Source organism: Undibacterium sp. Ji42W, from assembly GCF_049340405.1.
Classification (GTDB): Bacteria; Pseudomonadota; Gammaproteobacteria; order Burkholderiales; family Burkholderiaceae_D; genus Undibacterium.
In genome coordinates this window covers 349,496-362,771 of sequence record NZ_JBMPOV010000003.1, presented here as the reverse complement: position 1 = coordinate 362,771, position 13,276 = coordinate 349,496, and the positions used below count along the sequence as shown (strand labels likewise).

At 52.3% G+C, this 13,276-nt stretch carries 9 protein-coding genes; 3 read left to right on the top strand and 6 right to left on the bottom strand.

All coding sequences use genetic code 11. The features are described from left to right. Positions 1-32: 32 nt before the first annotated feature. From ACO0LG_RS07895 to ACO0LG_RS07885, 3 genes are all read right to left on the bottom strand, one after another. Positions 33-1,472 (bottom strand): hypothetical protein, encoded by a 1,440-nt coding sequence (locus ACO0LG_RS07895; RefSeq protein ID WP_423025030.1) that lies wholly within the window; start codon positions 1,470-1,472, stop codon positions 33-35. Next, complete coding sequence (locus ACO0LG_RS07890) at positions 1,469-3,364, bottom strand: RHS repeat protein (RefSeq protein ID WP_423025028.1); 1,896 nt, start codon at positions 3,362-3,364, stop codon at positions 1,469-1,471. The genes ACO0LG_RS07895 and ACO0LG_RS07890 overlap by 4 nt, the downstream gene beginning before the upstream one ends. A gap of 1,088 nt (positions 3,365-4,452) precedes the next feature. Next, a complete protein-coding gene (locus ACO0LG_RS07885; RefSeq protein ID WP_423025026.1) occupies positions 4,453-5,700 on the bottom strand; it encodes an MFS transporter in 1,248 nt (415 codons plus the stop codon). A gap of 96 nt (positions 5,701-5,796) precedes the next feature. Here ACO0LG_RS07885 and ACO0LG_RS07880 point away from each other — a divergent pair, with 96 nt between their 5' ends. Both ACO0LG_RS07880 and ACO0LG_RS07875 read left to right on the top strand, forming a co-directional pair. Further along, on the top strand, positions 5,797-6,765 hold the full coding sequence (locus tag ACO0LG_RS07880) for a LysR family transcriptional regulator (RefSeq protein WP_423025024.1): 969 nt from the start codon (positions 5,797-5,799) through the stop codon (positions 6,763-6,765). Positions 6,766-6,830: 65 nt separating this feature from the next. Further along, positions 6,831-7,313 (top strand): hypothetical protein, encoded by a 483-nt coding sequence (locus tag ACO0LG_RS07875; RefSeq protein ID WP_423025022.1) that lies wholly within the window; start codon positions 6,831-6,833, stop codon positions 7,311-7,313. An 844-nt stretch (positions 7,314-8,157) separates the two neighbouring features. Here ACO0LG_RS07875 and ACO0LG_RS07870 read toward each other — a convergent pair. The 3 genes from ACO0LG_RS07870 to ACO0LG_RS07860 form a co-directional block, all read right to left on the bottom strand. Beyond that, on the bottom strand, positions 8,158-8,490 hold the full coding sequence (locus tag ACO0LG_RS07870; RefSeq protein ID WP_423025020.1) for a TfoX/Sxy family protein: 333 nt from the start codon (positions 8,488-8,490) through the stop codon (positions 8,158-8,160). A gap of 124 nt (positions 8,491-8,614) precedes the next feature. Further along, the gene (locus ACO0LG_RS07865; protein ID WP_423025018.1) at positions 8,615-10,255 is read right to left on the bottom strand and encodes a hypothetical protein; all 1,641 of its coding nucleotides are present in this window, start codon (positions 10,253-10,255) and stop codon (positions 8,615-8,617) included. 210 nt (positions 10,256-10,465) lie between these two features. Beyond that, entirely contained in the window at positions 10,466-10,894 is a 429-nt protein-coding gene (locus ACO0LG_RS07860) for a DUF1801 domain-containing protein (RefSeq protein ID WP_423025016.1), read from the bottom strand. A gap of 167 nt (positions 10,895-11,061) precedes the next feature. On the opposite strand from ACO0LG_RS07860, the gene ACO0LG_RS07855 reads away from it, so the two are divergent. Further along, on the top strand, positions 11,062-13,227 hold the full coding sequence (locus ACO0LG_RS07855; protein WP_423025014.1) for a prolyl oligopeptidase family serine peptidase: 2,166 nt from the start codon (positions 11,062-11,064) through the stop codon (positions 13,225-13,227). The last annotated feature ends 49 nt before the right edge of the window (positions 13,228-13,276 follow it).

Sequence of the window (13,276 nt, the reverse complement as noted above, 5' to 3'; positions counted from 1 at the left end):
TTTTTTTGTCAGGTTTAGTTTTTTCGCCTGGCTTATTTGATGACCGCGACAGGCAAATCACCGAGGTAGATGTAATCGACATCGTTCTGCCCGGTGCGCTCGCTGATCAGTTTGCCACCCTGGTCGTAGTGATACAGGGTGCTGCTGGCGGGGTTGCTGCCATTGGCGGGTACGTTCTTTTGTACGCGCTGGCCCACTGGGTTGATCAGGTATTGCACAGTACCTACGGAGGTGACAGCAAAGGTCATGCGGCCACGGGTGTCGTAGGTGAACTGGTTGGTGCCGTTGTTGGTGATGCTGCCATTGGGGTCGGTCGCGACGGGTTTGGCCTGGCTGTCGGTGACCTGGGTGAGGCGGTTGCTGTTACCGGCATAGGTGTAGCTGGTGTTGGCGGCGCCATTGGTCTTGGTGTTGCGGTTGCCGACGGGGTCATAAGTGAAACCCTGGCTGACCTGGGGTGTTAAATAGCTGGTGAGGCGGTCGACGGTGTCATAGCCGTAGGTGGCCTGGCGGCTGGGGTTGTTGGTTTCGTTGATGGCGGTGATGCGGCCTGCGGCATCGTAGCTGATGGCTTGTACTTTGTTGTTGAGGGTGTAGCTGGCAATGCGGCCTTCGTTGTCGAAGCTGCGGGTGGAGGTTTGCCCTGCGCTGTTGCGGTAGCTTTGGACGCCACCAAAGGGACGGTAAGTGGCCTGACTGAGGATGGTCATGGCGATGCCGTCTTTGGTGGTGTCGATCTGGGTGATGCGTCCGAGGCTGTCGCGGGTGTAGCTGATCAAGCGGCCATTGGGGTAGGTGGTGCTGCTGAGGCGGCCTGCATTGTCGTACTGGTAGCGGGTGATGTTGCTGGCGCTATTGATGATGCGGGTCTCGGTCAATACGCGGCCACGGCCATCGTAGGTGTAGCTGATGGTGCCGCTGGGGTCGCTGATCTGGCTTAAACGGCCTTTGGCATTTTGCCCCTGGTCATAAGTGTAGCTGGTGACGCTGTTGTCATGCCAGGTGATGCTGGTGATGCGGTTAAGCACATCGTAGGCATAGCGGGTGGTCTGGCTCTTGGCATCGGTCTTGGTGAGGATGTTGCCTGCGGCATCGACGGTGGTGGTGGTTACACCTGTGTCGGGGCTGGTGAGGCTGAGCTGGTTGCCAAGGCCGTCTATGCTGTAGATGGTGCTGAAGTTACGGGCATCGGTGACCTGGGTGAGGCGATTCTGGCCGTTGTAGGTGTAGCTGGTGTTTTTGTTGTCGGCATCGGTTTGCATTTGCAGACGGTTGAGGGCGTCATAGGTCTGCTTGGTGGCTGCGCTGTTGCCGTTGGTGATTTTAGTGACGTTGTCGTTGAGGTCGTATTCGTACTGGTAGACGGTGGTGGCGGATTGGGCCGCTGCCTGGCCATAGGCGAGTGCCATGGCAACGCTGAGGACAGTCGCTGTGAATGTTGGTGTCATGGTGTGCTTCAGGATACGGTTCATTGCGCTGCTCCTGTGACGGTTTGCAGGCGGTTGAGGATGTCGTAGACGCGGCTGACCTGGCGGGTGAGGTTGCCACCGGTATCGGTGACGGTTTCATTGACGCGGTTGCCCATGACGTCGAGGGTGTAGTTGATGCTGTTGCCGAGGTTGTCGGTGATCTTGGTGAGGCGGTGGGCATCGTCATAGACGTAGTTGATACTGCTGTTGTCTGGCAGGGTGACTTTGGTCATCTGGCCGACACCGTCGTAATCATAGGTGGTGGTTTCAGAGACACCGTCAGCATTGGTGACGCGTTGCTTGAGCCAGCCACGGGGGGTGTAGGTCAAGGTGGTGACCAGGCCGTTGGGGTCAGTGATCTGGCCTGCGCGGCTGTTGGCGTCGTAGTTGCTCAACGTGGTGACATGACCGGCGGCGTTGGTGACAGTGGCGAGGTTACCGAGGTTGTCGTAGGTGTAGGTGGTTTTATCGACGACGTCGGTACGCGGGCCGGTGACGGTCAATACTTGGCCTATGGTGTTGTAGGTGTAGGTCCAGGTGCGGGCGTTGCCAACCACGGGGGCGCTGGCGCCCAGGCTGCCGTTGGTGTCGCTGGTGGCTTGTTCTGTCTTGGTCAGGACGTTGCCATTGGTGTCGTGGGTGTAGCTTGTTTTGAGCAACGGGGTGTTGATCTGGACTGGGATGCGGTACTGCGGGTGCCAGCTGGTGGTGGTAGTGATGGCATCGTAATAAGAGTCAACAGCGTCTACGCGTTTGATCTCCAGATTGCGGACATCGTAGGTGTAGCTGGTGCGGTTGCCTTTGTTGTCAGGCATCATGGAGATATTGCCTCTGGCGTCGTAACCCGTCTCCTTCATGAGGACGTTGGAACCAGCCGTGCGCCTCTCAAAGTACAGTTTCATTTGGTTCAACACTGGGGTATAGGCGAATTCAGTCTTAACCCCCAGAGGATCTGTAAAATTTGGGTTCTCACCTGCGCCACGACCTGCAAAAGTAAATTTCTCCACACCTCCGGCATGTTCAGAACTGAGCGCACGGCCCGCACTGTCATAAGTCCAGGTAGCAAAACGCACGCCGTTCTCATCGGTAATGCCGGTCAACGCCAAAGGTAAATTGACACCATTCGTCTTGTCTTGTTCGTTGTACCAGTACACGCGCTTTTTACTGTCAGGGTAAGTGACAGAGGTGAGATTATTGGCAGGAACACCCGATACGACAATAGAACTGGGTTCATCGTAGGCGTAATTGGTGATACCGCCAGCGGGGTCTTTCATGGTTGACATACGACCTTGCAGGTCATACGTGAAAGTGAGTTTCTGGTTGAAATGATTGCTTACTGTGAGCAACAATCCCGCTTTGGGGGCGATATTCAGTGGGGTCGATGCATCAGAATAAGTGAACACTTTTTGCATGCCATTGCGTTGTACGATACGCAGCAATCTGCCATTCAGATCAAAAAACTCGGTTGCATCAGTACTTGCTTTATACACTGACCAACCTGCCAGAGCGCCGTTACCGTCAAAAAGCTGGACGACACGGTCATTAATGTCGGCAGGTGGATTGAAGTTATTGCCGTTACCAAAGACTTGTACACGACCATTACCGCGCACCTGGACAAACTCATTGGTGACAGTACCTGGGGGTTTGGTGAAAGCACTTGATACCTGGGGGAAGCAATATTGCTCATTGAAGTATGTATCGACACCTGCATAGCAAGGCAGCAAGGAATACATGGTGGCAGATGTGCCGTTTTGTGCAGCGGCAGCGGCATCAAATCCAACTACCTGGAAGTTATTGCTCCAACCCTGGCTGTCACTGCGATAGTCACGTACGAAGTCCAGGTCTGGTGCGCCGCTATAATCCAGTGCTTCTTCTGTCTTGGCTCCGGTAGACACTGATACAGGGTTGCCTTTTTTATCCCTATTATCCTTCGGATCACATTTTGGACACGGATCGGGACGATAACAGTAGACGTAAAAATCTGGCCCATTCAGATTGCCTGTTCCACTATATTCTGCCCTGCTAAATCCCCCATCTTTAGGGCATACGGCAAACAATGTAATTCCTTGCCATTTATATTCACCAGGGGGGATATGATATTCGTCGATTGCTTTTTGTGTTGGATAGGCAGCCACGTAAAACGTTCTTTGTTTTCCGTTGATCGTGATCGGATCGACATCGGGCTTTGCTCCGCCAAATGTCCAATACTCAGATGTCATGGTTCCATTAGTTTGCTCTGATATGATCTGATTCGCAGCTTCGCCCATTGTTCTGAAGCCAGTCGTATGCCAGTAGCCATATTTAGGCGCAACAGTTTCTGCATGCGCAGACCATGCACTAAATGCGAACACCAGCATCAGCAACAATGACAGGCGGGATGAAAAGGATTGCATATACTTCATAAGGTGTAACTCCATCAGAGCTAAAACCAGCCCTGAGCAGGCGGGACAGGCTCATCGTTGAACAAAAATCAATTAGGTAAGAAAATGCAGGAAGCCAGGCGAATCCCCGACGGAAATACACATCTCCGTCATGAACTTCAAACGCAAGCGACAAAAATCAGCAGACTCGCTTCCATATAACGCTGGTTAAATTAACCAGGTGCCGGGATCGGGAGTAGGAAAAAGTATCACTACAAAAGACGCAGCGTGTACAAACAGCTTTTACTGCATTAAATAATTGCACTATCAGCAATTAGTTACTTGCAGAACAATGAAAATTGTGCGGGATTATATGATAAAAGCATGTCTATTGTAAAATAATGTTTCCCATCTATTTGATTTCAAACAATTATTTATAAAATTTCATTATTGCAAAATCATTAATTAAAACAGGCAAAGCTGTCAGAAATTCTCAAATTCAGACGGTCGCATAGCATTCTCCTGACGACAAAAAAGCCAGTTGAGTTTGTACTCAACTGGCTTTCATTCCATTAAACAAAATGGGCTACATGCCGCCGCTAACTAACTGGCATCTATGCTGATCATGCCTTGTCAGCAGGCACCCGCCAAAAACGCACCGCCAGTGCTGCCAGTGACGTGACTGTTGCCATGCCCGTCACGCCTATCCAGCCCCATTGCGCCAGCAGGGCGCTGCCCAGGGTGGCACCGGCTGCCATGCCGATGAACATGCCGACGAACAATACGGCATTGAGGCGGCTGCGGGCGGCGTTGTCTATGCCATAGACGATGGTCTGGTGGGCGATCAAGGTGCTTTGTACGCCGAGATCAAAACCTACCGTAGCTATCCCCAGCAGCCACAGTTGTGCAGTGGGCGGGAATAGCGGGCTCAGATTCATCACTGCAAATGAGATGGTACTGATGCTGGCACCTACCTTGGTGACGAGTTCTGGCCCATGCTTGTCTGCCAGATGACCAGCCAGCGGTGCTGCCAGCGCACCTGCGGCTCCGGCCAGGCCAAAGGCACCTGCGAATGCACTGCCCATGTGGAAGGGCTCGGCATGCAACATGACGGCCAGGGTGGACCAAAAGCCGCTGAAGCCCATCGCCAGCAAACCTTGCGCCAGTGCAGCGCGGCGCAGTTTGCCGTGGCGGCGTAGGAGATCAAGCAAGGAAGCCAGCAAGGCGCGATAGCTCATGGTGGTGGTTGGTGCAAAGTGTGGCAGACCACGCCAGACCGCGACGGCAATCAGGGTGACACCTACCGCTGCCAGCACAAACATGCTGCGCCAGCCAAACTGCTCAGCCACAAAGCCACTGACCACACGCGACAGCAGGATGCCCATGAACAAACCTGTCATAACCGTACCCACGACCTTGCCACGGCGCGATTCATGCGCGAGAGTGGCCGCAGCAGGCACGATGTCTTGCGCCATGGTCGCAGTCAGCCCTATCGCCAGGCTGGCGAGCAGCAGCAGACTCAGGGAATGTGCAGCAGCCATCACAAGCAATGCAGCCACCAGCAAACCGGCCTTGATGAGGATAATATTGCGGCGGTCATGCTTGTCGCCCAGTGGTGCCAGCAGCAAGATGCCGAGTGCATAACCGAGTTGCGTGAGCGTGGGAACATAACCAACCGCGACATTGCTGATACCCAAGTCACTCGCCAGTATGCCCAGCATGGGTTGGCTATAGTACAGCGACGCCACCGACAAGGCAGCGCCACAAGCCAGCAAAAATACCAGTGCGGGCGATGGTTGCTGATGTACCTGGGTATCTGTCGCTGGTGTTATGGTAGTCATATGATTATGCGAATTTTGAATGGAAGACATGGTTTTCCCTCTGCTTTAACTGATGTCTTTCAGTGTAAGACCCGCGCATTTTAAACGGTAGTGGCTTATCATGCAGATTTGTTATACATTTTACGTATGACCAAGACCCTGACAAGCCGCCCGGACAATTCTGCCACCGCTGCCCTCATGTCTGGAGCAGGCGACCGCATCGAACTCATGCAGACCTTTGTACGTATCGTTGAGGCAGGCAACCTGTCTGCTGCGGCGGCGCAACTGGGCACGACCCAGCCCACGGTCAGCCGTCGCCTGCAATCGCTGGAACAATTCCTCGGGGTGCGCCTGTTGAACCGTTCCACCCACAGCATGCGCCTGACTGCTGATGGCGAACGCTGCTACGAACATGCACGCAACCTGCTAGCAGGCTGGGCGGCCTTTGAATCTGATTTACGCGGCACCAATGATGAACCTGAAGGCGTGCTGCGCGTCGTTGCACCGCACGCCTTTGGCCAGGAACGCCTGGTCAGACCGTTGGCAGATTACCTGCGGCGCTATCCGCGTGTGTCGGTAGAGTGGCTGCTGCATGACGATACCTCGTTGCAGGATTTTATTTCTGAGGGCATAGACTGCGCCATACAGATAGGCGAGCTCCGAGACACCAACCTGGTCGCCATCAAACTGGCCGAGGTGCCACGCATCGTAGTGGCTGCACCATCCGTCCTGGCTGGCAGGCCCATGCCGCAACAAGCCATTGACCTGGTCGGCCTGCCCTGGTTATCGCTGCGTACCTTTTACCGGGGCGAGGTATTCCTGCACCATGTACAAACCGGCGAAATCCAGCGCGTGGCCTTTACCCCGCGCCTGAGCACAGACAACCTGTATGCCCTGCGTATCGCCACGCTCGAAGGCCTGGGTGCCGCCATCGGTTCTACCTGGATACTAGCCGACGACATTGCTGAAGGGAAGCTAATACAACTGGCACCGCAATGGCAGGCTACGCCACTGCCAGTGAACCTGGTTTATCCCTATGCACGCTTTTACCCAGCGCGGCTGCGCAGGTTCATTGAAGTAATACGCGCCAGTGTGGCTACGGCTTTGCATGTGTAAATGCATGACTTGCGCAACTGGCTTAACACGACTCTTCAATGCAGCAAAACTCAACGGTGTCATGCATGGATAGTACAGTACAAGAATGGATGACGAGCAGGCTCAACGGTTATGTCATGGCCATGGCTCATATTGATGGAATTCCCGGTGACGCGATTGCTAACGCCCACATATTCGATCTGGATGAAAATGACTTGCTGGAGTCTTTACGAAGGCATCTCGAACAAGCCCCAGGGGATCAGTATGTCTATGGCGAGATGACAGAAATTCATGATCCCTGGAGCAGGCAAGTGGTTATCGCTTTGGACGCTTTCTTTTTCAGGCATCCGTTTGCCGGCTTGACTGAACATGAAAGCAGGCAGGTCAAAGCGACGCGGGAAGGCATGGTCACCCGGATAGAAGATTTGATAGGCATGATCACCGATCATTATTCATGCCGAAAAATTTATCGCGTGGAGATGCGCAGCAACAGCGGGCATGCAGGTCACATGCATATCTTCCCATTAAGCCACCGCTTCCTGGTTTTTAAGACTATATCGCGGTTATGAATGTTTGAGTCTCAGGAAGATTAGAAAATGATACCAAGCCACTCTACCTGTAGCAGTTGCAACGAAAGTTTAGCCATCCCAAGTGCGGAGAATTACTACTACATGGGCAGCGAAACCATAGGGATGCCGATAGACAATAAGATCTGTACCTGATACCGGTGCGCCCGACGTGGTGCAAGGATTGCGCGATTATTTGCATTGTCGAAGACATCCGGTCGTTACGGGATTTTGAAAATGCTTATGGTGCTGTACGTAGTGGAAAAACTGTCGAATATCCGAGGGCAACAGGAAACCTGGACAATGAAACTGCACTGCATGAGGTAAAGACTTTTCTGCATTGGAGAATGTCACGCAGACGAACAGCGCATGCGCTTTGTTGCGGCGGCGAAAATTACCAATTCATGGATGTCGCCCTGCCTTTGTTCACGTATGCAGAGTGCGATTTCGACTATATGGAAGCCCAGTACTTTTGGCCTGGCTCATACTGCGGATCAGGCCCTGGTGTAATTAGCGCAGCTAATATGAGGTTGTAGGATCCTGAAGGTGAGCTACCTGGACAACTGACTTGGCGAAAGCGTGAAGAAAACATGTGGGATACTGAGAAGCTGAGCTACCCTGCCCGCGCTAAGGAATAAAAGTCTCCCTGCACATGCAAAAGCCGCTCTAGAGGCGATTGGTAATGCGCCTTATGTGTGCGTCATGCACGGTATAAATATTCAACGCGAACATTGTGACGCCAAGCGGCGCGTTACAATCGCCCTACGTCACGCAGATGTTGGAAAATGAGTATAGCGATGATTGCCATGCTGACGATTACGCTGGGCTAACCTCATCTACGCGCTGATTATTTTTTTGCTGGTAGTGTCCGAACAAAAGCTAAAGCAGCACTCATCAAGTTGTGGCGAATTTCATCGTCGCCAAAAGCGCGAGCGTCGGCACGCACCCAACCAGCCATTAGTCTTCCGCGAGACATCATCGGGACTACACCCTCTAGTTGAAGTGCCCAGTTTTCATGACCTTTACCTAGTCGGACCAGCATTCCATCTTCGCGTGCGCCACATACCAAATGTCCACCAGACAACCAGGCCCAGCCACCAAACATTGCTTTTGCAGAAATCTCCTGTTCTGATTCCAGGTCATTATTAATCAACTCTTCCAGCCCTTTGTCACGCGCCATAGATTCACTCCACACTTTATTTCGCTGATGAGAAACGATGTTCTCGAGTCTGTCAAAAAGGTACGGACTTCTTTCTTACCCACTGTCGGTCAGTATTCCCTCATTTTGATAGCGATCTCCGCATCTATAAATCCAAGCTCCGCATCAAGCGCTTCATATCGACTTCATAAAATTGCGGTATCTTGAAAGTACCTTTGCATGGCACGAACAACGTTTCACCGCTTTGTAAACCCACGCTGACTTTGCCTTGTGAGATGCAGGCTTGTATCATTTCATCAGCGACTAATGATGAAGAAAATAAGCCCTTGCCATCCATTTTCTGGATTTTCATACCTTCTTTAAAAACACTGCAGCCCTTGATTTCACCGACGAGGAAGGCATCTTTATCAGTATAAAAACTGGCGCTGCCATTGCAGTCTTCTTCCATCAGAGATGCAAATGCCATGCGCTGGATATTGGCGTATTGTGCGGGTGGTGGCGGCGCCGTTTTTGCCAACTTTGTACTGAAAAAAAAATCGGACCAGGCGATTGACATCGCTTGCTCACCCATGAGTTTGGGTAGCCATTTTGGTGTGCAATCTTTCTTCTCCCCGCATTCCAGTGCTTGCTCAAAGCTGGCAACTTTGCCAGTTTCAAATCCGTGGTAATAATTGTTTATTTGCTGCAATGGGCTGGCATCGTTCTGTCTGACTGCCAGGCCCATGACATGTAAAGCCAGGCCACATTCATAAGGTACAGAACCACTGTTTGCCAGGGTTTTGGGTAGTGTTTTCCAGCTATATCCAGTTGCTCTGGAGATGCAATTGGAAATGGCAGTACTGAGTTCTGTTGCTGCATCATCAGGGCTCGACCATTGGGTCTGCAAACTTGCTGTCCAGCGCAGATATTCTGCCCCACCTTCACCAATAAAGGCCGCACGCTGCTCGCTGTCTTTGGCGGTGGGTGCTTGAAAGCGATGGGCAAATTCATGCCAGACAAATTTTCTTAGCCGCGCGTCACTATCAGGAGTGGGGTGCTCCGGCCAGTTATACAGTGCCAACCGCAGTACATCGCCAGCATCGCCCCAAAAATTGGGCGTGCCGCCGTCTTTTTCCATGGTTGCTGCCAATATGGGCTTGCGAAAAGCAACATCCGGTAACGCAGTATGATAAAAATCCACTGCTTGATTGGCGATGTTCTGTAATAACTGAATATTTTCTGCACCCAGCGCTGGATTGAAATAACTGATGGTGCCAGATGTCGATGCAATCTTTTTTTGCAACAACAGCACTGCCATGTAGGGACCATCATATGCATCGTAAGAGGCATTCCCTTGAAAGAGCTGCCCCTTGAAAGCGACACTGCCGGGTGACGAAAACTGGTAACCTACACTGCCGCACTTGTCGCTGACTGCATAGCTGGTTGTATGGACATACATGCCTTCTCCCATGGGGAAGGAGCCGGGTGCTACCCGATCATAGAACTTGCTCGTTGCGGGCACATTAAAGCGTATGTTTGAGCATGTCTTGTTGGTTTTGGTGAGTACCTTTCCATCTGCGGTACCACAATCATCAACTGCTTGCCAAGCTGCACGGATCTCGCTACCAAACCTGGACAAGGTTTCCTGGTTCAAAAATGGAATGGCATCACATGTCTTTGGCAATTGATAAGTGACTTCCAGCTTTTGTGGAGAGATCAGCTTAAGGTGGACGGTGACTTCAGAGGCATGGCTTTGTTGAGCCAACAAACATGCACATATTGCAGCAGCGAATAAATGAAATTTCATGATGAAGATTTTTATTGGCCTGTTTTAAAAAACCGTACGTAGGGTGTGCCGCGCGCACCAATTCAACCGCGAGATGTTTCAAGAAATTTGAAAAAAACGGTGCGCATAGCGCACCCTGCAACATATTTGGCGTTGGGATGTCATCCCATAACACTGGTATTTCCTTTATTTTTTTGCCGAAACAGCTTCCCTGATCAAAGTCTCCAGCACCTAGAGATTCACATCACTTAATTTCCGTATATACAGACAGCCTTTGCCAGATTTCTCCTTACCGAGTTCAGACAATAACTGGGCATGATTGGGCGCAGCATTGAGGCCATACAGGCTGATGTCACCCTTGCGGGATGCAAAGCCGATGAGGCACATATCACCTTCGCGGCCACTTTCATAGACGTAGTGGTAGTTGCCAAAGCCGACGATGCTGCCGCCCCACATGACGGCGGGCTGCTTGCTGGCCCTGGACATGAGTTTGCTCAGTATTGCACAGTCATTGCGGCGGGTCTCGTCCTCTATTGTGGCGAGATAATTATCTACGCTATGGTCTGTTGCTTTGGTTTTGTTTTCAGCGATGACATTCCCTCTTTTAGAAAGTAAATCGGCAACGCAAGCATGATAGCAGGGACTCAGCTTCGCGCACACCAGGATGAGGCATGTCGTCGACTTGCAGCAACTGACCTAGTCAAAGCCTGGCAGGTGGCATACCTGCCTGTTGTGTCGTACCTGCAATCGCATAGTGATGACATTGCCTGTGGCTTACAAATCCGTCTATACTCCCTGACACATCCAATACTGAGAGGTAGCAGATTATGATTTCCCGTCGCCAGTTTGCCTTGTCCTTGTCCGCATTTGCCCTCTCACCCCTCAGCGCACATGTGCATGCTGCGGTCAGAAAAATACCGACGCCCTTGCTGCCACCGCTGGCGCGGGAGGAAGCGGTGACCGACAGTCTTTGGGGCAAGAGTATCGTCGATCCCTACCGCTGGATGGAACAAAAACCAGACACTGCGGAGTTCACAAATTACCTTAAAGCACAAGGTGCGTTCGCCCGGCAAGTGCTGGACAAGCTGCCGGGGCGGCGCGCCATAGAAGCATCCCTTCAACGCTTCAGCGCGGCGACGACAACGCTGGCGATACGCCAGGTCACCCCTACTCATCTGATTTTTGCACGTCGCTCGCCAGAGCAGCAGGTACTCAAGATTTATGCTATCGCCCATGCGGGTGGTGCAGAACGACTGTTGATTGATCCAGAAGCAGGTAACAAGGGTGGCCCACCAAGACGCGTGACGGACGTGCTGATGTCTCCTGACAACAAGTATCTGGCTTACGCCATCGACAAGGGCGGTGACGAGATGCATGAGTTGCATGTGCTGACACTGGATAGTGGCAAGGATGTAATGATCACACGTTTGAACGGCATGCCAGCAAGCTGGCTGCCCGATTCCAGCGGCCTGTTTTATGCACGCCTGCGCGATGGTGCAGTCAAAGGTAAAGTCGATTTTTCATTCGATACGGCAACTTGGTTGCACAAGCTGGATAAAGACCCGGCGCAAGACATGCTGGTCTTCCGCTGGTCAGATGGCCCGGCCATGGGCCAGACAGAACGTGAAATGCCGGTCGTGCATGTGAATGCCGCCAGTGACTGGGCACTGGGTGCCATCTACAGCAATGGTGAATGGCCTGCCTATGGCATGGTCGCACGTCTCAATGACCTGCTGGCAGGCAAACCGGGCTGGGCAGAGGTATTCCGCAAGGACGATATTGCAACCCACGCGCTAACCGTCGGTGACGATGTGTATGTACTGGCCAAAGGCAAGTCTGAGCGTGGTGAAGTGTTTAAGGTCAGCCTGCGTGAAGCCGACAAAAACAAGCGTGTGATGGTGGTGCCGCAAGGCGATTATGTCATCGACAGCCTGAGTTTGGCCAAAGATGGTTTATACATCCATGAGTTGCGCGGTCAGGTCGGTGCCTTGCGGCGGTACAGCTTTGGTACCGGCAAGGTAGAGGATGTAAAATTGCCTTTGACAGGTGCAGTATGGAATATACAATGCCACCCGGCCATAGAAGGCGCCTGGTTTGGCATGGACGACCTGACCTGGTCTGCGCGCACTCTGCAAACAGGTGCCAACCTGGTCGCCAAAGACACAGGCCTGACACCCAAAGCAGCATTCGACACATCCTCATTCCTGACGACGCGCCAGGATATCAAGGCGCGTGATGGCACGGCTGTGCCGATAGAAATACTCCACAAGAACAATACCAAACTGAATGGCAAGAACCCGCTATTGATCATTGCCTACGGTGCTTACGGCATCATACTTGACCCAGGTTTTCAGGGGGCCATGCTGGCCTTCCTGGACCAGGGTGGTGTGATCGTGTATGCCCACGTACGTGGCGGCGGTGAGAAGGGTGAGAACTGGCATACTGCCGGACAAAAATCCAACAAACCGAATACCTGGCGCGATGTGATCGATGTAGCAGAGGCAATGATCAAGGATGGCTGGACTGCACGCGGCAAGCTTGCCGTTTGGGGTACGTCTGCCGGTGGCATCATGGTGGGCCGCGCCATCACTGAAAGGCCAGATCTGTTTGCCGTAGCAATAGGTGAAGTCGGGGTATTCAACACCCTGCGCTTTGAGCTGACATCGAATGGCCCCGGCAATGATGAAGAGTTTGGCACGGTCAAGAAAGAAGATGAATTTCGTGCCCTGTTGGAGATGGATGCCTATCACCATGTACAGCCTGAAACCAGTTACCCGGCCACGCTGTTGATGACAGGTGCGAACGACCTACGGGTAGAACCATGGCAAATCGCCAAAATGGCTGCCCGCATGCAAAAAAATTATGATCCCAAGCGTCCGGTATTGATGCGGGTTGATTATGATTCAGGGCATTATTCTACGACCAAAAAGAGCGGCATTGCCAAGCATCTGGATATGTTTTCTTTTATCCTGGCCCATACTGGCAAGGCTTGAATGTGAAGTCAGCCTGCCAGTATGGATTTAATTTCAGAAGACACTTCTT

Coding starts and splice junctions, on each gene's coding strand:
- ACO0LG_RS07895 (WP_423025030.1), bottom strand. CDS start 1,472: ATGAACCGTATCCTGAAGCACACCATGACACCAACATTCACAGCGACT.
- ACO0LG_RS07885 (WP_423025026.1), bottom strand. CDS start 5,700: ATGTCTTCCATTCAAAATTCGCATAATCATATGACTACCATAACACCA.
- ACO0LG_RS07880 (WP_423025024.1), top strand. CDS start 5,797: ATGACCAAGACCCTGACAAGCCGCCCGGACAATTCTGCCACCGCTGCC.
- ACO0LG_RS07875 (WP_423025022.1), top strand. CDS start 6,831: ATGGATAGTACAGTACAAGAATGGATGACGAGCAGGCTCAACGGTTAT.
- ACO0LG_RS07870 (WP_423025020.1), bottom strand. CDS start 8,490: ATGGCGCGTGACAAAGGGCTGGAAGAGTTGATTAATAATGACCTGGAA.
- ACO0LG_RS07865 (WP_423025018.1), bottom strand. CDS start 10,255: ATGAAATTTCATTTATTCGCTGCTGCAATATGTGCATGTTTGTTGGCT.
- ACO0LG_RS07855 (WP_423025014.1), top strand. CDS start 11,062: ATGATTTCCCGTCGCCAGTTTGCCTTGTCCTTGTCCGCATTTGCCCTC.